The organism is Clostridium sp. MSTE9, from assembly GCF_000277625.1.
GTDB classification, from domain to species: Bacteria; Bacillota; Clostridia; order Oscillospirales; family Acutalibacteraceae; genus Faecalispora; species Faecalispora jeddahensis.
In genome coordinates this window covers 1-24,341 of the sequence record NZ_AKFU01000016.1, presented here as the reverse complement: position 1 = coordinate 24,341, position 24,341 = coordinate 1, and the positions used below count along the sequence as shown (strand labels likewise).

General features: G+C 53.4%; 24 protein-coding genes, 1 tRNA gene and 1 riboswitch. Of the genes, 21 read left to right on the top strand and 4 right to left on the bottom strand.

Going from position 1 to position 24,341, the window contains the following annotated elements; genetic code table 11:
* Positions 1–15: 15 nt before the first annotated feature.
* From HMPREF1141_RS03680 to HMPREF1141_RS03650, 6 genes are all read left to right on the top strand, one after another.
* Entirely contained in the window at positions 16–1,860 is a 1,845-nt protein-coding gene (locus HMPREF1141_RS03680) for a glycoside hydrolase family 13 protein (RefSeq protein WP_009061162.1), read from the top strand.
* A gap of 117 nt (positions 1,861–1,977) precedes the next feature.
* Positions 1,978–2,054: transfer RNA gene (locus tag HMPREF1141_RS03675), tRNA-Arg, on the top strand.
* Between the two features lie 82 nt (positions 2,055–2,136).
* A complete protein-coding gene (locus HMPREF1141_RS03670) occupies positions 2,137–2,970 on the top strand; it encodes a nucleotidyltransferase domain-containing protein (RefSeq protein WP_009061173.1) in 834 nt (277 codons plus the stop codon).
* A gap of 508 nt (positions 2,971–3,478) precedes the next feature.
* A complete protein-coding gene (locus HMPREF1141_RS03665) occupies positions 3,479–3,952 on the top strand; it encodes a flavodoxin (RefSeq protein WP_009061144.1) in 474 nt (157 codons plus the stop codon).
* Positions 3,953–4,428: 476 nt separating this feature from the next.
* Positions 4,429–4,968, top strand: coding sequence for an ECF transporter S component (locus tag HMPREF1141_RS03655; protein ID WP_009061177.1), 540 nt, complete (start codon positions 4,429–4,431; stop codon positions 4,966–4,968).
* Between the two features lie 460 nt (positions 4,969–5,428).
* Positions 5,429–5,523, top strand: a riboswitch (glycine riboswitch).
* Between the two features lie 149 nt (positions 5,524–5,672).
* Positions 5,673–7,070 (top strand): sodium:alanine symporter family protein, encoded by a 1,398-nt coding sequence (locus tag HMPREF1141_RS03650; RefSeq protein ID WP_035316512.1) that lies wholly within the window; start codon positions 5,673–5,675, stop codon positions 7,068–7,070.
* Between the two features lie 213 nt (positions 7,071–7,283).
* On the opposite strand, the gene HMPREF1141_RS03645 is transcribed toward HMPREF1141_RS03650, so the two are convergent.
* On the bottom strand, positions 7,284–7,727 hold the full coding sequence (locus HMPREF1141_RS03645; RefSeq protein WP_009061153.1) for an Lrp/AsnC family transcriptional regulator: 444 nt from the start codon (positions 7,725–7,727) through the stop codon (positions 7,284–7,286).
* Positions 7,728–7,864: 137 nt separating this feature from the next.
* Here HMPREF1141_RS03645 and HMPREF1141_RS03640 point away from each other — a divergent pair, with 137 nt between their 5' ends.
* A complete protein-coding gene (locus HMPREF1141_RS03640; RefSeq protein WP_009061129.1) occupies positions 7,865–8,281 on the top strand; it encodes a carboxymuconolactone decarboxylase family protein in 417 nt (138 codons plus the stop codon).
* Between the two features lie 266 nt (positions 8,282–8,547).
* Here the strand turns inward: HMPREF1141_RS03640 and HMPREF1141_RS03635 are convergent, their stop codons facing one another.
* Entirely contained in the window at positions 8,548–8,841 is a 294-nt protein-coding gene (locus tag HMPREF1141_RS03635) for an AbrB/MazE/SpoVT family DNA-binding domain-containing protein (RefSeq protein ID WP_009061175.1), read from the bottom strand.
* Between the two features lie 102 nt (positions 8,842–8,943).
* On the opposite strand from HMPREF1141_RS03635, the gene HMPREF1141_RS03630 reads away from it, so the two are divergent.
* From HMPREF1141_RS03630 to HMPREF1141_RS03570, 13 genes are all read left to right on the top strand, one after another.
* Entirely contained in the window at positions 8,944–9,186 is a 243-nt protein-coding gene (locus tag HMPREF1141_RS03630; RefSeq protein WP_074432624.1) for a helix-turn-helix transcriptional regulator, read from the top strand.
* Positions 9,187–9,297: 111 nt separating this feature from the next.
* Positions 9,298–10,002: an alpha/beta hydrolase gene (locus tag HMPREF1141_RS03625; RefSeq protein WP_035316511.1), complete on the top strand. Its 705-nt coding sequence runs from the start codon at positions 9,298–9,300 to the stop codon at positions 10,000–10,002.
* Positions 10,003–10,070: 68 nt separating this feature from the next.
* Positions 10,071–10,319, top strand: a complete 249-nt coding sequence (locus HMPREF1141_RS03620; protein WP_035316518.1) for a CPCC family cysteine-rich protein — start codon at positions 10,071–10,073, stop codon at positions 10,317–10,319.
* Between the two features lie 202 nt (positions 10,320–10,521).
* Positions 10,522–11,535 (top strand): rod shape-determining protein, encoded by a 1,014-nt coding sequence (locus HMPREF1141_RS03615; RefSeq protein ID WP_035316517.1) that lies wholly within the window; start codon positions 10,522–10,524, stop codon positions 11,533–11,535.
* A 120-nt stretch (positions 11,536–11,655) separates the two neighbouring features.
* Positions 11,656–12,597 carry a rod shape-determining protein MreC gene (mreC, locus tag HMPREF1141_RS03610; RefSeq protein WP_009061130.1) on the top strand — a complete coding sequence of 314 codons (942 nt, stop codon included), beginning with the start codon at positions 11,656–11,658 and terminating at the stop codon, positions 12,595–12,597.
* Positions 12,594–13,115 (top strand): rod shape-determining protein MreD, encoded by a 522-nt coding sequence (locus HMPREF1141_RS03605; protein ID WP_009061138.1) that lies wholly within the window; start codon positions 12,594–12,596, stop codon positions 13,113–13,115. The genes mreC and HMPREF1141_RS03605 overlap by 4 nt, the downstream gene beginning before the upstream one ends.
* A 13-nt stretch (positions 13,116–13,128) precedes the next feature.
* Positions 13,129–15,300 (top strand): penicillin-binding transpeptidase domain-containing protein, encoded by a 2,172-nt coding sequence (locus tag HMPREF1141_RS03600; RefSeq protein ID WP_009061149.1) that lies wholly within the window; start codon positions 13,129–13,131, stop codon positions 15,298–15,300.
* Positions 15,301–15,556: 256 nt separating this feature from the next.
* Positions 15,557–16,300 carry an AAA family ATPase gene (locus HMPREF1141_RS03595; RefSeq protein WP_009061131.1) on the top strand — a complete coding sequence of 248 codons (744 nt, stop codon included), beginning with the start codon at positions 15,557–15,559 and terminating at the stop codon, positions 16,298–16,300.
* A 52-nt stretch (positions 16,301–16,352) separates the two neighbouring features.
* Entirely contained in the window at positions 16,353–16,757 is a 405-nt protein-coding gene (gene mgsA / locus HMPREF1141_RS03590; RefSeq protein ID WP_009061176.1) for a methylglyoxal synthase, read from the top strand.
* A gap of 110 nt (positions 16,758–16,867) precedes the next feature.
* Complete coding sequence (gene hisS / locus HMPREF1141_RS03585; protein ID WP_009061160.1) at positions 16,868–18,175, top strand: histidine--tRNA ligase; 1,308 nt, start codon at positions 16,868–16,870, stop codon at positions 18,173–18,175.
* Between the two features lie 166 nt (positions 18,176–18,341).
* Positions 18,342–20,129 (top strand): aspartate--tRNA ligase, encoded by a 1,788-nt coding sequence (gene aspS, locus HMPREF1141_RS03580; protein ID WP_009061134.1) that lies wholly within the window; start codon positions 18,342–18,344, stop codon positions 20,127–20,129.
* 260 nt (positions 20,130–20,389) lie between these two features.
* Positions 20,390–20,959, top strand: a complete 570-nt coding sequence (locus HMPREF1141_RS03575; protein WP_009061155.1) for an RNA polymerase sigma factor — start codon at positions 20,390–20,392, stop codon at positions 20,957–20,959.
* Positions 20,956–22,302, top strand: a complete 1,347-nt coding sequence (locus HMPREF1141_RS03570) for a hypothetical protein (protein ID WP_009061165.1) — start codon at positions 20,956–20,958, stop codon at positions 22,300–22,302. Before HMPREF1141_RS03575 ends, HMPREF1141_RS03570 begins: the two co-directional genes overlap by 4 nt.
* Before the next feature lie 254 nt (positions 22,303–22,556).
* Here the strand turns inward: HMPREF1141_RS03570 and HMPREF1141_RS17265 are convergent, their stop codons facing one another.
* Positions 22,557–22,727: an Arc family DNA-binding protein gene (locus HMPREF1141_RS17265; RefSeq protein WP_009061140.1), complete on the bottom strand. Its 171-nt coding sequence runs from the start codon at positions 22,725–22,727 to the stop codon at positions 22,557–22,559.
* A 123-nt stretch (positions 22,728–22,850) separates the two neighbouring features.
* On the opposite strand from HMPREF1141_RS17265, the gene HMPREF1141_RS17470 reads away from it, so the two are divergent.
* On the top strand, positions 22,851–23,027 hold the full coding sequence (locus HMPREF1141_RS17470) for a hypothetical protein (RefSeq protein WP_009061164.1): 177 nt from the start codon (positions 22,851–22,853) through the stop codon (positions 23,025–23,027).
* Between the two features lie 1,076 nt (positions 23,028–24,103).
* On the opposite strand, the gene HMPREF1141_RS17660 is transcribed toward HMPREF1141_RS17470, so the two are convergent.
* A partial coding sequence (locus HMPREF1141_RS17660; RefSeq protein WP_242824552.1) for a hypothetical protein occupies positions 24,104–24,341 on the bottom strand: 238 nt, incomplete at its 5' end.

The window sequence follows — 24,341 nt, the reverse complement described above, 5'->3', positions numbered from 1 at the left end:
GGAGCTTCTTAGAACATGTTTGATTCCAGGAACCCTGTGTATAAAAATCCCGTGGGGGCAACTCCCGCCGGGCAGAGTATCCATTTTAAGATCACGCTTCCCCGCGGCCTGAAATGCACCGCCGCCACACTGAACCTACAGGAGGACGGCGGCGAGCAATTTCACTGGGGAATGTTCTGGTGCGGAATGAACGGGGACGACCGGGAATGGTGGGAATGCGATTTCATCCCGCCGCGCAGCGGATTGTATTTTTACTCTTTTTCCTTGCAGACGAACCGGGGCATGCTCGGCCTGAACCGCGCGTTCGGCGGCCGGGGGGAGCTTTCCGGGGCGAGCAAATGGCAGCTTACCGTATACGAGCCGGGGTTTGAAACGCCCCGCTGGCTCCCGGGCGGGATCCTGTACCAGATCTTCCCGGACCGCTTTTATTGCTCCGGCCAGAAGAAGGAAAACATTCCCTATGGGCGAAAAATGCACGCCGGGTGGGGAGAAGAGCCGCAGTGGCAGCCCGACGAAACCGGCAAAATCACAAACCGTGACTTTTTCGGCGGCGATCTGCAGGGCATTTTGCAAAAGCTGCCGTACCTGCAATCACTGGGGGTCACGTGCCTGTATCTGAACCCGATTTTCGAGGCCCATTCCAATCACCGGTACGACACGGCAGACTACAGCCGCGTCGACCCCCTGCTCGGCACAGAACAGGATTTTGCAGAGCTGTGCCAGGAGGCGGAACGCTTCGGCATCCACATTCTGCTGGACGGGGTGTTCAACCACACCGGCAGCGACAGCGTCTATTTCAACCGCGAGGGACGCTACCCCGGCCCCGGCGCGTATCAGTCGAAGGATTCCCCGTATTACGACTGGTACGGCTTTTCGTCGTGGCCCGACAAATACGACTGCTGGTGGGACTTTCTTACCCTGCCATGCGTCAACGAGTGTTGCGAGAGCTATCAGCAGTACCTGTGCGGCAAGGACGGCATTGTGCGAAAGTGGCTGCGCCTGGGCGCGGCAGGCTGGCGGCTGGACGTAGCGGATGAGCTTTCCGATCTGCTGCTCGAAAAGATCGTCGAAGCATCCAAAGAGGAGAAATCCGACGCTTTGATTCTGGGCGAGGTATGGGAAGACGCTTCCAACAAAATCGCCTACGGGCAGCGCCGCCGTTATTTTCAGGGTCATCAGCTCCACAGCGTGATGAATTACCCGTTCCGCAACGCGGTTCTGGGCTTCTTTACCGGAATGCGCGCCAAGGACGCGATGGAAATCCTGCTCACCGTGCAGGAAAACTACCCGCCGCAGGTGCTGCGCTGCCTGATGAATCACCTTGGCACGCACGATACCGAGCGCGCGCTCACCGTCTTGGGCGGCGAAGCCCTGAACGGGAGAGACCGTGAGTGGCAGAGCCGCCAGCGCCTGAGCCCCACGCAGCGCGGGATCGCCCTGCGGCGGCTGCGCGGCGCTTCTTTGATGCAGTATACCCTGCCGGGTGTCCCATGCATTTATTATGGGGACGAAGCCGGAATGGAAGGCTACCGCGACCCCTTCAACCGCGGGTGCTTCCCGTGGGGAAAAGAAGATGCCGCTCTCACGGAATGGTACCGTTCGCTGGCAAAGCTGCGGCAGACCGCCCGCACCGCGCTGGAGGATTCCCCGCTGGTACCGGTGGCTGCATTTCGCCGATGTCTGTGTTACATCCGTGAGGGAAAAACACAGCGCCTGCTGATCGCGCTCAATTCCGGCAGCGCCGCAGAGCAGATCCCACTGCCCGCAGGCTGGGAGAAAGCGAATTGCCTGCTTGGGGAGTCGCCATCCGGCAGTATTCTAACGCTTCCGCCCATCGGATTTTCGGCCCTGCTGCTGTAATCGGCAGCGGGCCGTTCGCATTCTGCGGAAAATTATTTTTCAGAATCACTTGACTTTTCAGCCTGCTTTGCATATAATAATAAAGCTGTTCGGTCTTAGGACATGCTTCAGCGATTTGCGCTCGTAGCTCAGCTGGATAGAGTGTCTGACTACGAATCAGAAGGTCAGGGGTTCGAATCCCTTCGGGCGCGCCAAGGTTATTAGGCTAAAGCAGATGCAGAAATGCATTCGCTTTAGCCTAATTGTTTATATCAACAAAAGTATGGGGGATTACGCATGGATGAAATCAGAACCATATTGGATAAAGCGGTAACAACTTTGGCAGGGATTTCAGGGGTTGAGGCTATTGTACTTGGCGGCTCGCGCGCAAGGGGAACGCATGCCCAGACATCGGATATTGACATTGGCGTCTATTATGGTCGTACCGCATTCGACCTTGTCGCTTTGAACAAGGCGGCGCAGCTTTTGGATGACGAACACAGAGAAAATCTGGTGGTTCCTCCCGGCGCATGGGGGAACTGGGTGAATGGCGGCGGCTGGCTAATTATGAATGGGTATCATGTTGACCTTATTCTTCGCGATATTGAACGAGTTGAAAATGTGATTGCGGAATGTCGGGAAGGAAATCTCTCGGCCCATTATCAAACCGGGCATCCCCATGCCTATATCAATTCGATGTACATGGGCGAATTGGCAATCTGCAAAATATTGTGGGATAAGCAGGGCCGTGTTTTTGCCCGAAAGAGTGTGGCGGAGCAGTACCCGCCAAAATTGAAGAAAGCGATCGTCGGTTTCTTTGGGTTCGAAGCCGGATTTTCCTGTATGCTTGCGGAAAGCAGCGCCACGAAAGATGACGTTTATTATGTTACCGCACATATCGTGCGAGCGGTTTCGGCGCTGAACCAAGTATTGTTTGCGATAAATGAACAATACTGCATAAATGAAAAGAAGGCCGTCAGTATGATAGATCATTTTCACATTCACCCGATCGGTTACAAAGAGAAAGTAAATTCAATTTTTGCCGCGGCCGGAACAGACAGTACCAATGCCTGTTCACAGCTAAGGGAGCTAATTAACGAAGTAAATGGATTGGTTCCGATTCATGAGTAGTATCCTGCACATCCATTTCGACCGGATGACACAGCGGACGGTGTCCGCTCCCGATTCGCGCCCTCGCTTTCACGAGGACGCGTTTATTTTGTGCACACACCGAAAGCCGTATTTTTGAGCCAGTGACTCACCAGTTTGAATCTGCACACAGACCGCGCACCTCGCCCGGCAGGCGGTGAAACCGCCGTAAAATGTCTTTGGGCGCGCCAGAAAGGCCCTCTCTTTCCGATAAGGGCAAGCTGTGTCTTTCTTAGTTATTAAGCAACGTGATAACCCAGGTGTAGGTTCAGGGAAACAGCTGAGTGCTTTTCCTTATAGGGTAAATGCAGGGACTTTCAGAATACGGGTACAGTCGCCGTAAAAGCCCCTCAGACGCGCCAAAAAGGCGGCATTCTTCCGACTAGATGCGGTATACTTTTTATTTTGGAAAGCGCAGTATAGCGGTATAATAGATTTGGTTTATTACACCACACAGATAAACAGGAATTGGGCAATGGAGACAACGTATATGGAAAACACACTGGTCGCTTATTATTCGCTTTTCCACAATACAAAACATGTAGCGCTGGAAATAGCAAAACAGACGGGCGCAGCCCTCAGAGAAATCATTCCCGATAAGAATTACTCTTTTGATTATAATACAGCTGCTAAAGAAGTAAGGAATCAGATTGCCCGCGGATTTTGCCCTAAGCTAATATCTGGCAATGAGTCAATCGACAATTATCAAATCATATTTATAGGTACTCCCAACTGGTTTAAAACGATGGCCCCGCCAGTTATAAGCTTTCTTCAACAGCATGATTTTACGGGGAAAATCGTAATTCCTTTTTGTACGCATGGCGGCGGTGGATTCGGCCAAATTGAAAATGATATCGCCAAAGCATGTCCAAATTCCAAAATTCTGCCTGGTATTGCCGTAAACGGCATGATCGCTCCGGAAGAGATCACCGGCTGGCTTGAGGTAATTGGGCATGACCTTTAAACAGCTTCCCATTAGCTGCTTTATCGGCAATTGTGCCTCTAAAAAATCTTTTTTCAGCATTAATACAAACCATAGGACAGGGCGGCCGCCCTGTCCTGCTTTTTTTGGCCTGCCGCAAGAGGAATATATCCCCGGTACAGATTGGAACAAACAGCCGCAATTTGCTACAGGCTACACGCAGGGGCTCGCAAAACGCGGATACCGCGTGTCAGCACCCGGATTCCTTTGGAAGCGCCAAAACGGAGCAAACTTAATGTTTGCTCCGTTTTGTATTTCTGCATATAAGCTTAGCGGCATCACCGTTGGGAAGAGCCCTCATAAAACCGCATGGAGCACTAGTATGAACATGAGCGGGCCTGCACGAGCGCTTGGCCTTGTGTGCCGGATGATCTGATACTATAAAAAAACTCGGAACTGGGTGTTTCCATATGGTCAATCCGGGGGTATACTGGTAACTATTCTAGGAGGGATCCCCAATGAAAAACACAAAAAGCCTCGTCATCGCGTCTCTGTTTGCCGCTTTGACCTGCGTTACGACCATGGCGATCAAAATCCCGACCCCGACAAACGGGTACATCCATCCCGGTGATGGCATGGTGCTGCTGTGCGGCATATTGCTCGGTCCCCAAATCGGAGGACTGGCCGCTGGGATCGGCTCGATGCTTGCGGATGTTTTTTCCGGCTACGCGTCCTATGCAGTGGGCACGCTGATCATTAAAGCCGCGTCGGCAGTGGCGGCGGGTATCTTATACCGCGTGCTGCCCGGGAAAAGCCGCGCGCGCATTGCGGTCTGCGGTTTCGTGGGGGAAGCAATCATGGTCGGCGGATATTATTTGTATGAAATCGGCCTGGGAATGGCTTCCGGCAGCAATTTGGCGGCATCGGCAATCGCGGCGACGGCCGGGGTACCGTTTAATGTGGTGCAGGGCGCATCCGGCATCCTGATCGCGTTGGTGCTGTTCCCGGTGCTGCAAAAGATTCCTTCCTTCCGTGCATGGATGGGGAAAAATGCTTAATGTGAATCCCGCCTGTCAGTTGCCAATCCTCTGGGTATCCCTGCACTTCTTCAGACTGCGTCTCTTCCGCGGGCTTGCCGCCGCAGGCGTAAAACGGTATGAACACCCATATCCTTTCAGGTACACCAAACCGGAGCAAACATAAAGTTTGCTCCGGTTTTTTATTTCTACATATCACTGCGCTGCCGGTTGAGATAAATCCCCCGGGCGCAGGTCGAAGGAAATTCCCCTTTAACGTGGGGTGACTCTCGCTGAGCAATGTCTTTTTCTATGACAAAAGCACACAAAAAAACGCACTCCGCCGGCCAAAAGCTCTATTTGACTTCAATGAATCCGTATGATACCATAAAATAAATTGAATATAGTTACCGAAACAAGAGAAGTTCGTAGGAAAACGGCTGCGGCCTACCGAAGGAGTAACACTCTCAGGTGCCTGAATGTTCAGGTGAGGACTATGAATGGATGTAACTCTGGAGAATCCCTTTTTGGGTGCCGAAGGTGTAAGGCTCGACTCGCTCGTGCTAATCTCTCAGGCAAAAGGACAGAGCTCTGTGCCCATGATGATTGGGCCTTTTTGTGCTGCATATCCAGAGTCAAACCATCATTGTATGGTTTGGCTTTTTTGTTTATCCGCAAAATACCCCGCGGCAGGCATCGCTTTTCTTCCGGCTGCTTTTGTTTCAACTTATGGAGGAGTGTTTATTGTGGAATGGTTTTCTCATCTAGTCAACAGTATCAATGGGGTATTATGGAATGTATTTTTAATTATTCTGCTCTGCGGCGTCGGCATTTATTTTACGATTCTGACCAAAGGCATACAATTCCGAAAATTTAAGCAGAGCTTTCGCTCTACCTTTGGCTCGATCACTTTCAGCGGAAAGAAAGCGAGTGAAAAGGAGGGCATGACCTCTTTTCAGTCTCTGATTACCTCGATATCTGCTCAAATCGGAACGGGAAATCTGGCGGGTGTGGCTACCGCCATGGTCTCCGGCGGCCCCGGCGCGGTCTTCTGGATGTGGGTCAGCGCCATTTTGGGCATGGCTACCATTTATGCGGAGGCCACCCTTGCCCAGCGTTATAAAACCACCGTAAACGGCACGCTGGTCGGCGGGCCGGCCTACTATATCCGTGCGGCCATCAAGGGGCCGGCGGGCAGAGTGGTTGCCGCCATATTTGCTGTTTTGATCATCTTCGCGCTCGGCTTCATGGGCAATATGGTGCAGGCTAACTCCGTCGGCGGAGCCATGGAGGCGGCTTTCGGAATCCCCTCCGAATTTGTCGGCGGCGGGCTCGCGCTGATCTCTCTGCTGGTTTTTCTGGGCGGCGTTAAGCGCATTGTCGCCGTTGCGGAAAAGGTGGTTCCTTTTATGGCGATTTTCTTCACCCTGGCCTCTCTGGTTGTGATCTTTATCAACTTCCGCAATATCATCCCCGCATTTTACGATATTTTCGTCGGCGCGTTTTATCCTCAGGCGGTTTTGGGCGGCGTTTTGGGTGTAAGCGTGCAGCAGGCCATCCGGTTTGGCATCGCGCGCGGACTGTTCACGCATGAGGCCGGTATGGGCTCCACCCCTCACGCGCACGCTCTGGCCCGGGTCAAAAATCCCTGCGAGCAGGGGCTTGTTGCCATGATGGGCGTATTTATCGACACGATCGTTCTGCTCCCGCTGACCGTTCTGGCCATTTTAACCTCGGGGGTATTGGGTTCCACCGATACAAAGGGGGAATTCGTTACCGGCATTGAACTGACACAGGCCGCTTTTTCCCAGGTATTCGGCCATTTCGGGTATGTGATTATTGCGATCTGCGTCTTTTTCTTCGCTTTCGCAACCATTATGGGATGGTACTTTTTCGGCCTTGCCAACGTGAAATATCTTTTCGGAAAAAAAGCGGTTTCCTTATACGCCGTTCTGGTTTCCGCCTTTGTCGGCATCGGCTGTGCGCTGAAGGTTGACCTGGTATGGAGCCTCGCGGACTTGTTTAACGGACTGATGGTAATTCCCAATATTCTGGCTCTGATCCTTCTTGGAGGGGTCGTCGCCAAGCTGACAAAAAGCTGGGAGAGCGGCGAGGTCTATTCCCCGGATTCGGACCAGGATTAAGGCGCTGAATTTCTGCGGAAGAAGCTCCGCGAACTGCTATAAAGCCCCTTCGGGAAGCCAAAAAAGAGTCGGTTCTTTTGAACCGACTCTTTTTATTTGTAATGGGAGGAGAATCTGAATACAAGCTGAGGGGAAACAAACACGAAACAAAAAACCGCCGGATCGACAAGCTGCCATGGAATGCCGAAATAATCAAACGGCGCAGAATCCGATCTATAAGAATTTATCGATACGGTCATTGACTTCCACCTTCGAAAAAACAATGGATGTATTGGTTTGAGCATATGAGGATACGGCATTGATGAACTGTTCAATATCCTCTAAAGAAGGAACTGACAATTTGACGATAAAGCATGCGGCACCCGCAATCCGGTAACACCATTCGCTGTGTTTATCATCCTGAATAAAACTTTTAAATTTCTCGTATTGCCCATCCTTCATGGTAACTTGAACGATACAATCGATTCCAAAGCCAAGTTCCTTTTTGTTCAAACGGATCGTATACCCCTCAATAATATTATGATCCTCAAGCCTTCTCACCCTCTCGGTGACAGAAGGCGGTGAAAGATTGACCCGCTTCGATAACTCTCTTATAGAAATCCGGCTGTCGGCTTGCAGCTCCTGCAAAATCCGCACATCTATTTCATCTATTTTCATTTAAAATGTCCTTTCAAAATATAAGTATCAACAGAAATATAAACCCAGCAATATGATATCATACGAAATACTATTTTAAATATACTCCTGCTATAATTGATTTGTCAACGGAACACATCATGTAAGGAGGAAGAATTATGGCAGGCATTTCTTTTTCGCAGAATGGACTTACCCCGTTTCAACAGCTATTGGGACATAACAAAGGCATTTTGGAGAAATGGGTCTCTCTGGAAGATTGTATTTATTCCAGCGATACATTTTCCGCAGAGCTGAAAGAGCAGGTTCGGCGCACTCTGGCTTTTCATAACGGCTGTGAATACTGTATGGCTAAGGGAGCCCCCTCAAAAAATAGAACAGATTCGCGGGTACAATCGGCTGTCCATGCCGCGGATCTGTCCAGTAGCAAAACCCATATCAGCGACGACGAAATCAACGCACTAAAAGAAGTATTCACAGACAGCGAGATCGCAGAGCTTTTGGCGCTGATTTGTTTTATCACGGCTTGTCAAAGATTTGGTGCCCTGCTGGGCCTAGAGGCAAGCTGCCAAATTTGAGTGATTGACGCACTGTCCGCCGGGAACCCCGAAACGCAGTTCGTAGATGAAGGCCCTATTTTACTATAAATACTCCCGCTTTCATCCTGCGTCAACGTCGAACAAAACATACAGAAACTGCAGTCAACCCTTATTGGGTGGCTGCAGTTTCTGTATGTCTTTCTCCCAAGAGACCCGCCGCTGCGGCACCTTTTTGGCGGGCGGCGCAGCGGCCATTTCTCTTTTTCAGGCGGGTCGGAAAAAAACCGGTATGTACCGAAGCTTTTTCATTCTGTTCCTTTTTGCTGTTTTGCAAGACGATGCAGAATATCCCACGCCAGCAGCAGATCCTGATCTGACAATTTCCCCAGCATCTCTTCTGTTTCCCTCAGAACCGGATTTTCCCGTGCCGGAGCTGGTTTTGCGTCGCTTTCTCCCTGTGTATACAGAAGAATATAGCGTCCCAATTGGCCGATTTCAATGGGAGTATGCGCTGTCCAGCCCAATAACTGCCTTGTTTCAATCGGTATTACAATCCGACCGTGCTTATCCAGTTTTCTTGCGATTCCTTTTTGCTCCATTTTAATCCTCCTATATTACGTTACTATTTATATAGTAACTATTAATATGCGAATCGTCAACAAGTAACTTTAAATGTAGTATCTATTTGAGGTGATATTAAAATGAGCAAAACAAATTCTGTATTACAGCGAAAGAAATATGGACAAATAAACTTCAAGTTAAAGGAGTTGCTAGACTCTCGGGGGATGACCAGAAATTATCTTGCCCGTAAAATCGATTCCCGATTTGAAGTGGTGGATAAGTGGTACAAGAATCGGGTAGAAAAAATTGATATTGATATCCTGGCCAGGATTTGTTTTGTACTTGAATGCGAAGTGGAAGATATTATAGAATACACAAAGTAAGATAACATAAAATCAGGCTTGACCGCCTGCTATCAGATCCGAACCGCTTGTGCATGTCTAAGCCGCTTACGAAACGGCCAAACTGATACTTAGATAAAGGAAACAACCATGATGAAAACACAAAAGCTTCTCATAGACCAAATTCCCGCCGTTGTTTGGGGCGAACCCTCCGACCGGGTTTTTCTTGCCGTGCACGGCAATCTCTCAAACAAGGAAGACACCGTCATCCGGCTGCTGGCCGAGGAGGCCGCGCTCCGCGGCATTCAGGTGATCAGCTTCGACCTGCCGGAGCATGGGGAACGCGCCGGAACACAGCCGCCCTGCAAGGTGCAGTTTTGCGTGCGCGATCTGCGGAAGGTGATGGATTACGCGAAAAGCCGCTGGCAGCAGATCAGCCTGTTCGCCTGCAGCATGGGAGCCTATTTCAGCCTGCTCGAATACCATGCGGAACCGCTCCGTCAGGCGCTGTTCCTTTCCCCCGTAGTGGATATGCGCCGCATCATTGAGAACATGATGACCTGGTTTGAGGTCACCGAAGAGCGGCTGCAGAAGCTCGGCAAAATTCAAACGCCCATCGGCCAGACTTTGTACTGGGATTACTACTGTTATGTCAGGGAACATCCCATCGAGCACTGGGACAGCGAAACCGCAATTCTGTACGGCGAAAACGACACCCTGTGCGAGCGGGACACCATCGACGCCTTCACCCGGCGCTTTCCCTGCAAGCTGGAGGTTGTAAACGGAGGAGAGCACTTTTTCCATACGCCGGAGCAGCTCGCCGCCTTTTCCGCATGGCTCAGGCAGAATCTGCACTGACCGTCAGTTTTGCGCTTGGCAATTGCGGCAATCCACATTTCGGCAAAGACCTGAACGGAGGAATTCCCATGAATCATCCTTGCCCCTGCTGCAGCTGCCTGACTTTCCCCGTTCCGGAGGAGGAGGCCATCGCCTATATCTGTCCCGTCTGCTACTGGGAAAACGACGTGTTCCTCGGCGGCCCGGACGAGGCGAGCGACGAAAACCACGGGATCACCCTGAACGAAGCGCGGGCCAATTTCCAAAAATGCGGGGCGTGCTGCATAGAAATGCTGCCCTACGTGCGCCCGCCCAAACAGGAAGAGAAAAATCCATGAGCTTTCTTGCAAATGATTTCTTTCAAAAAAATGAATTTTTTGTGATTATTTCGGATTCCTGTTGAGAAATGACGGTTCAGCGGTTATAATAGGGATATTCGGACTAATTGGGTTTTTGCGCCTTTTTTCAGGAATTGACAGGAACACTCTATCAATGATTTTTGATTCACATAAAACGGGCGGGAATGAAAGGGGAACATCCATGTTTGCAAAGGATATTGGAATCGATTTAGGGACAGCCAATACTTTGGTGTTCATGAAAGGAAAAGGAATCGTGATGCGCGAGCCGTCGGTTGTGGCGGTAGACATCCGCTCCGACACGGTTTTGGCAGTCGGTACGCAGGCCAAGGAAATGATCGGCCGCACCCCGGGTTCCATTGTGGCGGTTCGTCCGCTGAAAGACGGTGTGATTGCCGACTTCGACATCACCGCGACAATGCTCAAGCATTTCATCAAGAAAGCAACCAAATCAAATATGTTCAGCAAACCCCACATCGTGGTGTGCATCCCCTCCGGTGTTACCGAGGTAGAGCGCCGCGCCGTGGAGGATGCCGCGCGTCAGGCCGGCGCGAGCCAGGTGGATCTGATTGAAGAGCCCATGGCCGCAGCGATCGGCGCGGGCCTGCCCGTAGCGGAACCCACCGGCAGCATGGTGGTCGATCTGGGCGGCGGCACCACCGAGGTGGCCGTGATTTCGCTCGGCGACATCGTCACCTCCTGTTCCGTGCGCGTGGCGGGCGACAAATTCGACGAGGCGATCATCTCCTACGTCAAGAAAAAGTACAATCTTCTCATCGGTGAGCGCACCGCTGAGGAAATTAAGATTTCCATCGGCTCGGCGTTCCCCACCGAAGAAACCAAGGATGCTTCTGTTGTCATCAAGGGCCGCAACCTGCTCGACGGCCTGCCGAAGAACGTGACGATCCATGCCGACGAGGTGCGCGAGGCCCTGAGCGATCCGCTTGCGCTGATCGTGGACGCGGTAAAGAGCACGCTGGAAAAAACCCCGCCTGAGCTTTCTGCGGATATCATCGACCACGGCATCATGCTCACCGGCGGCGGCGCTTTGCTGCGCGGCCTGGACATGCTGATCTCGCAGGAGACCAATATGCCGGTACATGTGGCGGACAGCCCGCTTGACTGCGTGGTGGACGGAACCGGAAAGCGGCTGGAGGTAACTATGCCGTCGGAATACTACAAGGCGCGGAAGAGATAAGCCTTGCCTGCAATATAACTTTCGCGGAGGGTTCTTTGGTGGCTCTCCGCTTTTTTCCGCTGAAAACGGGGGATTGGTCCATGCGGCATCCCCGCCGTCTATGCCGATGGAGGTGACGTTTTGAGAGATGTCTTTCACAGCCGGGGCTTTAAGGCTCTGCTGGGCATTGTTTTTGTTGTTCTGGGCATTATGATCTATTCCGCCGGGGCCGAGGGCGGTTCTGTGTTTTCTTCTCTTCTGGGGCACGTATTCACCCCCATGCAGAAGGTTTCGACTGTCATTTCTAACAATGCGGCGGCCAGCGTGGGCCGCTCCGCCGGTGATCTGGAGAGCGAGAACCAGGAGCTAAAAAAAGAAGTGGACGCTCTGCGCGCCAAGCTGATCGACTACTATCAGGTCAAGCAGGAAAACGACCAATACCGTACCTTCCTGGAGCTGAAAAACGAGAACAAGGATTTCACGTTTGTTTCCGGCTCTGTGGTGGGGCGTGACCCGAACGACGTGTTCGGCAGCTTTACCGTGGATAAAGGCTCTTTGGCAGGCGTGACCGCGGGCAGCCCCGTGATCACCGAAAGCGGTGTGGTGGGCTGGGTGTCGAGCGTCAGCTCAACGTTCTGCCAGGTGACCACTCTTTTTTCTCCCGATACGAACATGGCTGCACTCGACCGTGTAAACCGCGAAAGCGGTGTGGTCAGCAGCAATATCAAACTGTATGAGCAGGGCTACGCGAAGCTCGGCTACCTTTCCTCCGAAACCAAGGTGCAGAAGGACGACATCATCGTCACCAGCGGCCTTGGCGGCATCTACCCAAAAAACCTGCCGGTGGGCAAGGTGGTTTCGGTCGGGCCGGAGGAGTACAGCGTTTCTTACATGGCGGTCATCAAACCGTTTGTTGACCCGAAAACCGTGCGCGACGTATTCATCATCACCAGCTTCCTCGGTAAAGGAGAAGCGCTCAGCTCGCTGCCCGAGCCCTCCGGCACTCCGTCCGGCGGCAATACGTCTTCGAGCAGCGGAACCACCTCCAGCGGCACGGCTTCCGGTTCGGGGGCTGCCAAATGACGGACAAGAAAAAGCTGCTGCGCTACTTTGCCTATACTATAGAAATCATTGTGATCTACCTGCTGAATGAAACGCCGGGGCTGATCCCGCCGGTTTTTGGCGCGCGCCCCGTTCTGCTGCTGCCCGTGGCCGTTTCCATCGCTGTGTTCGAGAGCGAAACCGCGGCCATGGGTTTTGGCCTTTTCTGCGGCGTTCTGCTCGATTTTGGCATGAGCGGCGGTGCGGCGCTGGGATTCCACACGCTGCTGCTCTCCGTTCTGTGCTTTTGCGCCGGACTGATGGCCGTCCATCTGCTGCGGGCCAACCTGCTGACGGACCTGCTGCTCTCTACCGCGGTCGTCGGCCTGATTCTGCTGTTACAGTGGCTGTTCTATTATGTGTTTTCGGGGTACGAGTACCCCGGCTTTGCGCTGGTCAGCCATTTTCTTCCCCGCTTTGTTTACACGCTGCTTCCGGTGCCTTTGATTTATGCCTTTAACCGGGCCTTCGCACTGAATATCCGGGAAAGCGCCGGCTGACAGGAGGTTTTCCATGAATCGCTTCAAGGGCTTGTCCCGTTATATTTTCTGTATCGTGGTCATCATGGCGGCGTTCGCCGTGTACGGCCTTCGCCTGATCGACTGGCAGATCATCAACGGCGCTTACTGGCTGAATGTTTCCACCCGCACCAACACCTCGTCGGTGAAAATGACGGCCGCCCGCGGCGAAATTCTGGACCGCAACGGCAACGCGCTGGCGGTAAACAAAACCGTATACGCCATTGTGTTCGATAAGTCCGCCATGACAAAGGACACGCAGAACAAAACGATTCTTCAGCTTGTTTCGCTTCTCCAGAAGCGCGGCGAAACATGGGTGGACGAGCTGCCGATTCAGGTGACTGCCACCGGGGCGTACGAGTATATCACCAGCCGGCAAAGCGAGGTGGACGCTCTGAAAAAGAACCTGTTCCGCGGGAACACCTATGTCACTGCGGAGCAATGTATTCTGGAGCTGCAGCGAAAATACGAATGCGAAGGCTATTCCCCGAACCAGACGCGCGCGATCCTTTCGGTGCGCTACAATATGGAGCTTTCGGGCTTCTCCGTTTCTACCCCGTATACCTTTGCGACAGGTATTTCCTCCGACACCGTCGGGATCATCAGCGAAAACGCGCAGAATCTTCCCGGCGCCACCGTTGAGGTGACCACCGTGCGCGATTACCCCGACGGCACCGTCGCACCGCACGTGCTGGGAACGCTGGGCGCGATCTCGCAGGAGGAATATGCCGAAGAAAAAAAACAGGGAAATACCTACAGCCTGGATAATCTGGGCGGCTATGCCTATAATGATTCTATCGGCAAAAGCGGCGTGGAATCCTATTTTGAAAAATACCTGCGCGGCACGAACGGCCTGAAGGTGATCGAAACCACGCGCACCGGGGCCGTTGCCTCCAGCACGGTAACGCAGGCGCCCGTGGCGGGCGATTCGATTTATCTCACCATCGATAAGAACCTTCAGAGGGTGGCGCAGGTTTCTCTTGCAAACAACGTAAAAGGCGCCCAGAACGAGGGAAAAAGCGGCGGCAGCAAGGGCGGGGCGGACTGCGTCGCTGGCGGCGCTGTGGTACTGAATGTCAAGGATTTTTCCGTGCTGGCGGCGGCAACGTTCCCCAGCTATGATTTAAATCAATACAACAGCAATCCTTCCTATGTATCGGGTCTGTTCCAGGATAAAACAAAGCCGATGTATGACCGCGCGCTGGTCGGCTCCTTCATGCCCGGCTCGTCGTTTAAGCCGGTGGTCGCCTCGGCAGCTTTACAGGAGGGCGTCATCAATTCTTCCTCTACCGTCACCTGCCACCGCGTGTATACCTTCTGGAATGACTACCAGCCCACCTGCATGGGCTATCACGGCACAATTAATGTTGTCACCGCGCTGCAGAAATCCTGCAACATCTTCTTTTACGACACCGGCCGCCGCCTCGGCATCGATACGCTTGACCTGTATGCCAAGCGCTTTGGCCTCGGGCAGAAAACGGGCATCGAGATCAACGAGGGCGCGGGCGTTCTCTCCAGCCCGCAGGTGCGCGTTGCGGCCGGCGGTGTGTGGAACGGCGGCGACGTGGTACAGGCCGCGATCGGCCAGGCCGATAACTCCTTTACGCCATTGCAGCTGGCCACCTATGTCTCGACGCTTGTCAACGACGGCACCCGGCTGAAAACGCATCTCATCGGAAAAATTACCGATTACAACCGCGACAAGGTTATTATGCAGAACGACCCGAATTCCCCCACGGTCGTCGATCACGTGGGCGTCTCGAAGGAAAATCTTGAAACGGTAAAAAAGGGCATGCGCGCTGTCACCAGCGTAGGGGGCACCGCCTCCTCGTTTGCAAACTACGGCATTGCCGTGGCCGGTAAAACCGGTACCGCACAGGTGCCGCCGCATTCCGACAACGTGGTGTTCGTGGGCTTTGCCCCGTACGATAAGCCCGAAATCGCCGTGGCAGTCGTACTGGAATACGGAGCCTACAGCAAATATTCCACCGCGGTCGCGCGCGATCTGTTCGACGCGTATTTCTTCGGCAAAACTGTGGACGCTTCCGGCAATCTGGTATTCCCCGAAAAAGAGGAGTCCACTTCCTCCGGAACCTCATCCGGAACCGCCTCCGGCACGACGACGTCTTCCGGCACTTCTTCAGGAGTCTCTTCCACCGCGGGCTGAGCGGTTTGCTCTGACTTTGACACTGTGTTCTATTTTTTCGGTCAATTTATGGATTGTGACTATCGTCGTTCAAATTTCGAAAAAAATCTTTGACGGAGATTCACAATTGTGTTAGTATGATAACGAGAATGAGAACAAATCAAGAACTTCATTCCAAGTGGGAAGAATATCTCGCTGCGAGTTTCAAGGCTCTCTCAGCCGCCGGCAGCTTGCTGCCGCTTACGGCGTGAGGTTCTGATAAGCGAGGAAGTGACTTATGGGAGCGGTAACAGTCATTACATCCGGCAAGGGAGGCGTGGGAAAGTCCACCGTCTGCGCCGGATTGGGACGAGCCCTGGCCGAACGCCGGCGCAGGGTTCTGCTGATCGACGGCGACGCCGGGCTGCGCAGCCTGGACCGCATGCTCGCTCTGGATGACCAGGTGATGTTCGATATTTCCGACGTGGTCTCCGGCTCCTGCGAGCCGATCCGCGCCATCTATGAATGCGGTGTGCCCGGGCTGTACCTGATGCCTGCGCCGTATCGCGAGGAGCAGCTCGTTTCGCCCCATTTGATGCGGCAGCTGGTACCGATTCTTTCGCGCTACTACGACCATGTTTTGATCGATTGCCCCGCCGGGCTTGGCGCGGGCTTTGAGTCGGCCGCGGCCGCGGCGCAAAGAGCCCTTATCGTGGCAACACCCGACCCGCTCTGCCTGCGCGGCAGCGACAAGGTGCGGCTGCTGCTCACACAGACCGGCATTTCGTCGCAGAGACTGGTCGTGAATCGGTTTCATTACAAAAATTTTGTCAAATCCGGCTTGTTCCACGATCTGGACAATGTGATCGACGCCGCAGGAATCCGGCTGATCGGGATTGTCCCAGAGGACCCGGAAACCGCCGCCGCGTTTACCGGCGGCAAGCCAGTTTCACCATACTTTTCAGCGATGCAGGCGTTTCACCGTCTGGCCGCCCGGCTGGAAGGGGAATCGGTTCCCCTTGCAAGGCTGGAAAAGCTGTAAATTCATCGCAGCAATTACTTTAACTCAATTTCAGATGAAGGAGGATTAAGCATTGAATATTGCATTGATTGCCCACGACGCCAAAAAGGAACTGATGGTTCAGTTCTGCATCGCATACTGCGGGGTGCTGAGCCGACACAGCTTGTGCGCGACAGGCACCACCGGCAAGCTGGTATCGGAGGCCACGGGGCTGAGTATTCAGCGCTTTTTAAGCGGATCGCAGGGCGGCGACCAGCAGATCGCGGCGCGGATTTCATATAATGAAGTTGATCTTCTTCTGTTTTTCCGTGATCCCCTGAATCCGAAGCCGCATGAGCCCAACGATATGAATCTGCTGAGCCTGTGCGATATGCACAATATTCCTGTGGCTACCAACATCGCCACCGCGGAGGTTCTCATCCACGGTCTGGAGCGCGGTGACCTGGACTGGCGCAACATCTTAAATCCGAAGTACTGATCTTGGGATTTATCTCTATTCAGGTAGGATCCCTCGCTCTCAGCGGAGCGGGGGGTTTTGTTTTAACTCGCCCGCCGCAAGGCGGGAACAGAAAATAAGGAGTGTTTTTTATGGCATTATTGGTTCAGGGCCCCAAGGGTACACAGGATCTTCTGCCCGAACAGACCGCGCGCTGGCAGGTGGTAGAGCAGGTGATGCGTGAAGAGGCGTCACTGTATGGCTATGGCGAAATCCGCACCCCTGTTTTTGAGCATACGGAGCTGTTTCAGCGTTCGGTAGGCGAAACCACCGACGTGGTTCAAAAAGAGATGTATACGTTTAACGATAAAGGCGGGCGCTCCATTACCCTGCGCCCCGAAGGTACTGCGGGTGCGGTTCGCGCCCTGCTGGAGCACGCCCTTTACAACGAAGGCCTGCCGGTAAAGCTGTATTATTTCACCTCCTGTTATCGGTATGAGAAGCCGCAGGCCGGCCGCCTGCGCGAGTTTCACCAGTTCGGCGTGGAGGCCTTCGGCTCTGCCGACCCGATCGCCGACGCGGAGACCATCATGCTGGGCAAGTCGATCTTCGACCGCCTCGGTATGCGCGGCTATTCCATCGAGATCAACTCCATCGGCTGCCCTGAATGCCGCGCCAAGTACCACCAGGCACTGAAGGAATATTTCGCGGCGTCCATCGACCAGCTGTGCGATACCTGCAAGGACCGTCTTGACCGCAACCCCATGCGCATTCTGGACTGCAAAAATCCGCCCTGTGCAGAGGTGGCAAAGGACGCGCCCATCATGCTCGACTACCTGTGCGACGACTGCCGCGAGCACTTTGACGGCGTGAAGAGCTATCTGGACGACGCCGGTGTAAAATATGAGGTGAACCCCACCATCGTGCGCGGGCTGGATTACTACACCCGCACGGTGTTTGAATTTGTATCGAACGACCTCGGCTCGCAGAGCACCTTCTGCGGCGGCGGACGCTACGACGGTCTGGTGGCCGAAATGGGCGGCAAGCCCCTGCCCGCGCTGGGCTATGCGATCGGCCTTGAGCGCGTGCTGATGATTCTGCAGGCGCAGGGAATAGAGCTGCCGGTGCAGTCTCAGTGCGAACTGTTCGTTGCAGCTATTGGTGAGGCCGCGCAGAAGCGCGCGTTTGCTCTGGTTCGCCGCATGCGGGAATGCTCTGTGTTCGCACAGTTCGATTCCTGCGGGCGCAGCCTGAAGGCTCAGATGAAGTACGCCGACAAGATCGGCGCAGATTACACGCTGGTGCTGGGCGACGACGAGCTGCAGAGCGGGCGCGGCAAGCTGAAAAACATGAAAACGGGCGAGCTGACAGAAATTGCTCTGGACGAGGAGACCTTTGCGTCACAGTTTCTGGCGGCCACAGTGACGGCAGGCTCGGCCGGTGCAGACTCTTCCATTTGACGGAGCCGCGCTTTTTTACTATAATAAATACAGTTGCAGACAAAGCACGGAAAACGATCCTTTCTTCCCTGCCAAAGGCGGGGAAGAAAGGAAACACTTGCTGTTTCTGCGGCAATTTCAGGAAAAGAAACTGGCAGGCTCAGCCTGAGGATAGAGGAACGATACAATGGCAGAATTTATGAGCGGACTAAAAAGAACCCATTACTGCGGCACCCTGCGGCAGGAACACGTTGGAACAGAAGTGGTCGTATGCGGCTGGGTACAGCGTCAGCGCGATTTAGGACAGCTGATCTTTGTTGACCTGCGCGACCGCACCGGCCTTTTGCAGCTGGCCTTCGGCGATACGACCGACCGGCAGATTTTTGAAAAAGCTGCGGGTGTTCGCGCGGAATATGTCCTCGCAGTTCGCGGTGTGGTGCGTGAGCGCTCCGCCAAAAACCCCGAGCTGCCCACCGGCGACGTGGAAATTGAGGTTCAGGAGCTGAGGGTTCTCGCAAAGGCCGAAACCCCGCCCTTTGAAATTGTGGAGCATTCCAATGTAAAGGAAGAACTGCGGCTGAAATACCGCTACCTGGATCTTCGCCGCCCTGACATGCAGGACAAGATCATCCAGCGCCACAAGATCGTAAAAATTGCCCGCGATTACTTTGACGATAACGGTTTTCTGGAGATCGAGACCCCAATCCTCATCAAATCCACGCCCGAAGGCGCCCGCGATTACCTCGTGCCGTCGCGCGTGTTTCCGGGGAACTTCTTCGCGCTGCCGCAGTCGCCCCAGCAGTACAAGCAGCTGTTGATGCTCTCGGGCTTCGACCGCTATATGCAGGTGGCCCGCTGCTTCCGCGACGAGGACCTGCGCGCGGACCGTCAGCCGGAATTCACCCAGATCGATCTTGAAATGTCCTTTATTGAGCCGGAAGACGTCATGGCGATCGGCGAAGGCTTTATCCGTGACGTATACAAGCGTTTGCAGAATATCGATATTCCCACGCCGTTCCGCCGCATCACGTGGCATGAGGCGATGGAGCGCTTTGGCTCCGACAAGCCCGACCTGCGCTTTGGCCTGGAGCTTGTCAACCTGAGCGATGCACTAAAGGATACCGAGTTCCGTGTGTTCGCGGGCGCTTTGTCGGCGGGCGGATCGGTGCGCGGCATTAACCTGAAGAGCAAGGCGGACGAGCTCAGCCGCAAGGAAATCGACAAGCTGACCGAGACCCTCAAAGCTTACGGCGCGCAGGGTCTGGCGTGGACACGCCTGACCTCGAACGGCGAAAGCTCCAGCTATGAAAAATTCCTGTCGGAGCAGGAGGCCGCGGCGGTGAGAACCGCGCTCGGCGCCGAAACCGGCGACGTTCTTCTGCTGGTGGCCAGCCCCAAAAACAGCGTGGTATTCGCCTCGCTGGGTGCGCTGCGCTGCGAGCTGGCAAAGCGCTTTGGCCTCATCGATGATTCCAAGCCGTGCCTGCTGTGGGTTACCGACTTCCCGCTGTTCGAGTACGACGAGGAGGAAAACCGCTATGTGGCGATGCACCACCCCTTCACCGCGCCGCGTGAGGAAGACCTTGACAAGCTGACCTCTGACCCCGGCAGCGTATGCGCCAAAGCATACGACATGGTGCTCAACGGAAATGAAATCGGCGGCGGTTCCATCCGCATCAACACCCCCGAGGTACAGCGCCAGATGTTCCAGGCCTTGGGCTTTACGCCCGAACAGGCCCAGCAGCGCTTTGGCTTTTTGATCGACGCGTTCCGCTACGGCGCCCCGCCCCACGGCGGCATGGCGTTCGGGCTCGACCGTCTGGTGATGCTGATGCTTGGCTGCGACAGCATCCGCGACGTGATCGCGTTCCCGAAGGTTGCCAACTCCAGCGAGCTGATGAGCAGCGCGCCGGACGTGGTAGACCCCAAACAGCTGGCGGAGCTTGGCCTTTCGATCGTTCCGCAGGCGGAGTAAAACAACTGATTTCTGCGCCCGGTGCAGGCCCGGGCTCCAGCAGCTTCGGGCTATCCGTATGGCGGGCCGCTCTGTGTGTACAAACCGGTACAGCAGAGCCGGAATCCCACATTTTCACCAGCCGGCAAAGAAACCTTTTCAACGCCGTTCTGTGTCAGAGCGGCGTTTTTTTACGGGATTTAAAATTTTTTCCTAATTTTTCTTGAACTGTGCAATAAAACGGCACGGAATTTCATTATTCTAACAGAGGGAGTTTCTATATGGTGACTGGAAACGGAAACGGGAACCATCAATCATATCAAGCCCCCACAGACCAACTCATGCGGCAGGTGGCCGCGGGAGAGGACTGGGCCTTCGCTCAGCTCTACCTGAGTACGCAGCATGCGGTTTACGCGTTGCTGCTCTCTCTGGTCAAAAATCCCGCAACCGCAGAGGACCTGATGCAGGATACGTATCTGAGCATCCGACAGTCTGTGGGAACTTACATCCCTCAGGGCAAGCCGATGGCGTGGATCTTTACGATCGCCAAAAACCTTGCCTATCAGGAGCTGCGCCGCGCCAATAAGCAGGGGACTGAAAATTTCGATGATCATGAGGATGCCTCCGGCGAAGACAATATTTCGCAGGCTATTGATAACATCGTTTTAAGAAGCGCCCTGACGATTTTGGAGGAGCGGGAACGCAAAATTGTGCTGCTGCACGTAGCCGCCGGGATGAAGTTCGTTGAGATCGCATCCCTGACGGAGACGCCGCTGGGTACGGTATTATCCTCTTATCACCGTGCGATGCGCAAGCTCCAGAAATCCGTCCGAGAGGGGGCAGTTCAATGAAACGGTCTGAGCTGAAACAATCGCTCAAATTCGCTGTTCTGCAATCCACACCGGACTTATTGCCCACCCTTCTGCCGGGCTATTCGGCAGAAGAAATCCCTTTGCCGTGTCCTACGGCGGAGGAAGCCCTTTGCGGAATCAACCAAGTGGTTGTGCCAAGAAAAAGGCCCCGATTTCAGATTGCATGCGTCATGGCAGCCGTTTGCATTGTGTTTTTGAGCGTCTTTTACCTGGCACAGCCGAAGGTAGATTCCATCGTCAGTATTGACGTGAATCCCAGTATAGAGCTAACTATTGATCAGAATGACCGAGTCATCAAGTCAAAGGCATCCAACGATGACGCGGCCGCAATTTTGAAGAATATGAATCTGCGGGATAAGGATATCAGCGAAGCCACCGGCACGATTGTCAATCGTCTGCTGGAGCATGGCTATCTGGCTAAAAACAGCACAGACAACGCGATCCTGATCTCCGTAGCCAGCCGGAATGGGCAAAACCCAACACAGCTGCAGGAAAAAATGGCGGACGGTATTGAAAACGTCCTGAAAGAGAATAATGCCAGCGCTACGGTGCTGCGCCAGACGGATACTTTGTCGGACGATCTTCAGAAATTCGCCAGCGAAAACAAGGTTTCCCTTGGCAAGGCGGATCTGGTCCGCAAGCTGACGGAACAGGATTCTTCTCTTGACGCGTCGGCGCTTTGTAAAATGTCGCTGAAGGATCTGAACAAACTGATGGAAAGCAAAAAACTTGAAGTCAGCGGCCTGGTGATCGGCGAGGAGGGCGACCCTTCTGTTTCCTCCGGCCAGCCTGGCAACGATCCTGTTTCCTCTTCCTCCGGCAAGGAAAGCTCCGCACCGGAAGGCAGCGCGGGCGGTTCGCAGACAGAAGATCCCTTCGGGTCGGGAACGACCTCCAGAAATCCTTCGTCTTCGAGACCGCACTCGCATACTTCTTCCGAGAACGGTGCAACCTCTGGCGGACAGGATGGAAGCTCAGTATCCAGCGACGATCCGATTTACACCCCGCCGGATATTGACGACGACATGGAAGATCCCGACGGTGTGCCGTCTTACCCGTTCGACGATGTTTCTTCTGCCGTAGAAAGCAGCAGCCAGAGTTCTTCCAGCAAGAACCCCGGCGGTGAGAGTTCACAGGCCGCTTCTTCGGGCAGCAGTTCCTCTTCGTCCACAGTGGAAAGCAGCGCCCCGAGTTCTTCTGAAAAGCCGTCTTCCAGCCATTCTTCTTCTTCCGCGTCCGGTAATTCCTCTCAGAAAACCGGTTCCTCTGATAAATCGGGAGCCTCTTCGCAAATAGCTTCTTCCCGGGATAAAAAGGCTTAAGATTCCGGTACAGCGAAAAGCAGCCCCGCCCTTTTCAAAAGGGCGGGGCTTTCTTTTACTCAATTTTACCGTACTGCTTCTCATATTGCTCTACACAGTGCCGGATTAAAATCAGTATTTGATGGTTTAAGGAACGTCCCTCACACCTCTTTCAGTTATAGATGATATCATCTATTTTAAGGCTTCCTTATGGCACAATGTGAAAAACGGATATAGAATATATTCAATATAAATTCATTCTAATGCCAGATTATTTAAAGTTCAATTTCTCCGTGCGTCTGTTCAAATTTTTCAACATGCTTTTTGATCAGCATCTCCACCTCACGATTGGCCGAACGTGCATGATATTCTGCTACATAACGCAATTTTGCCAATAAACTCGGATCGATGCGAATTGTAAACTGCGGTAAATCTGACGGCATCATTTTGACCCCCTTTTGATGTCACTTTTATTAAAGTAACATACAAAAACCGCCTGTGGCGATGTTGACAACAAAGTGACAACACCTTATAATTAATAATAGTAATTCATTATTGGGGGAATTGGGATGCCGGACTATAAAGAGTTGTATTTGAAAATGGTGCGCGCCTCGGAACAGGCTATAGGCATACTGATCAAGGCACAGTTGGAGTGTGAAGAGAGTTATCTCTCTTCTTGTGAACCAAAGCTTATCATCGTTCCCTTTGCTGCGCAAAAGGGGCAGGGGGACAAGCTGGAAAAATAAACGGTCTCGTTCGTTTATTTAAATCCTTTCTTCGTGCGGCTTCGCCGCATGTTTTTCTTGCGCAGCTTGCCTGCGGATGCTTTTTGTAAGTTTCTGCTGGCGCAGGGCCTGCCCCTCGTGCCGGGCGGGCACTTACTTTCGTGAAAGGACGAAAGTAAGCAAAGGCCTTCCAAAGGACACCTTTGGAATCCGTTTTGGGAACGGTTCTTGTAAGTGCAAACGAAAGCTGCTGAAAAGGCGCTCCAATGAAAATGCCCACTCTCCGAACTACATCAGAAAATCAGTTTTGTAATCCCGTCTGTCGGCGGGCATTTTCAGAGCGCTCTCGTTGGCTCGCAGAGGGGCGCTTCCCAGCGCGGTACTTCATTGGCATCCTTTATGAGCAAAGAAAGCTCTTCTGTAGAAGAAGCTTCACGCGCAGGCTGTGCCTGCGCGTGGAACAGAACCAGAGCGGGAGCTTCTCCCGGTTTCCAAAGGCAGCGCCTTTGGTCGTTGAGAGGGAGTTCCAAGGGGGAGAGAATCGAAACTCTCCCCCTTGGCGAATCTTTGCTTCCTTTCTTTTCGTGGCGGATTAAAATAAGAAGTGCAACAGAGTAAAAAGGGCCCATAAGAGAGGCCGTTGTGGTACAGTAGGAATTGATAAGATCACTACTGGAAAGGCGGCGCCCCTTATGAGCTACCACCATCTTACACTGAGCGAGCGAAAAAAGCTATCCCTCATGTGGCGGGAAAAGAAAAATATCCGGCAAATAGCCATGACATTAAAACGAAGCCCCAGCACAGTCAGCCGTGAATTGAAACGGAACATTTCTCATGACAGAGATAGACTGGTCTACCGGCCGGTTAGTGCAAACAGAAAGTATCAACGTCGCAAAAGGCAGGAGCGAAAGGGAAAATACCAGAATGTCAGATTATGCGAATATGTGCAGGAAAAGCTGTTGTTAACTTGGTCGCCCGAGCAGGTTTCAAACCGGGTTGGGCAGGATTATCCCGCTGAACCGCTCATGCGTATCTCTCACACGACGATCTACCGATGGCTTCATAAAGAGCGTTTCGCTCAGTCGGCCAGCATTCACCTACGGCATGAAGGGCGCCAGCATGGAGAACGCCGCGGAAAGCTTCTTGGAATCCGAACCTTGAAACAGCGTGGCCGAGAGATTTGGCGCAGGGAACGGATCGGGGATTGGGAGCTGGATACGATTATCTCCAGCAGTAAACAGAGCCAAGCCGGGATTTTGACCATGTGCGACAGGAAGAGTCGGTTCTGTATTTTGGTTCTTTTGGAACGGTGCCACAGCCAAAGCCATGTTTTCA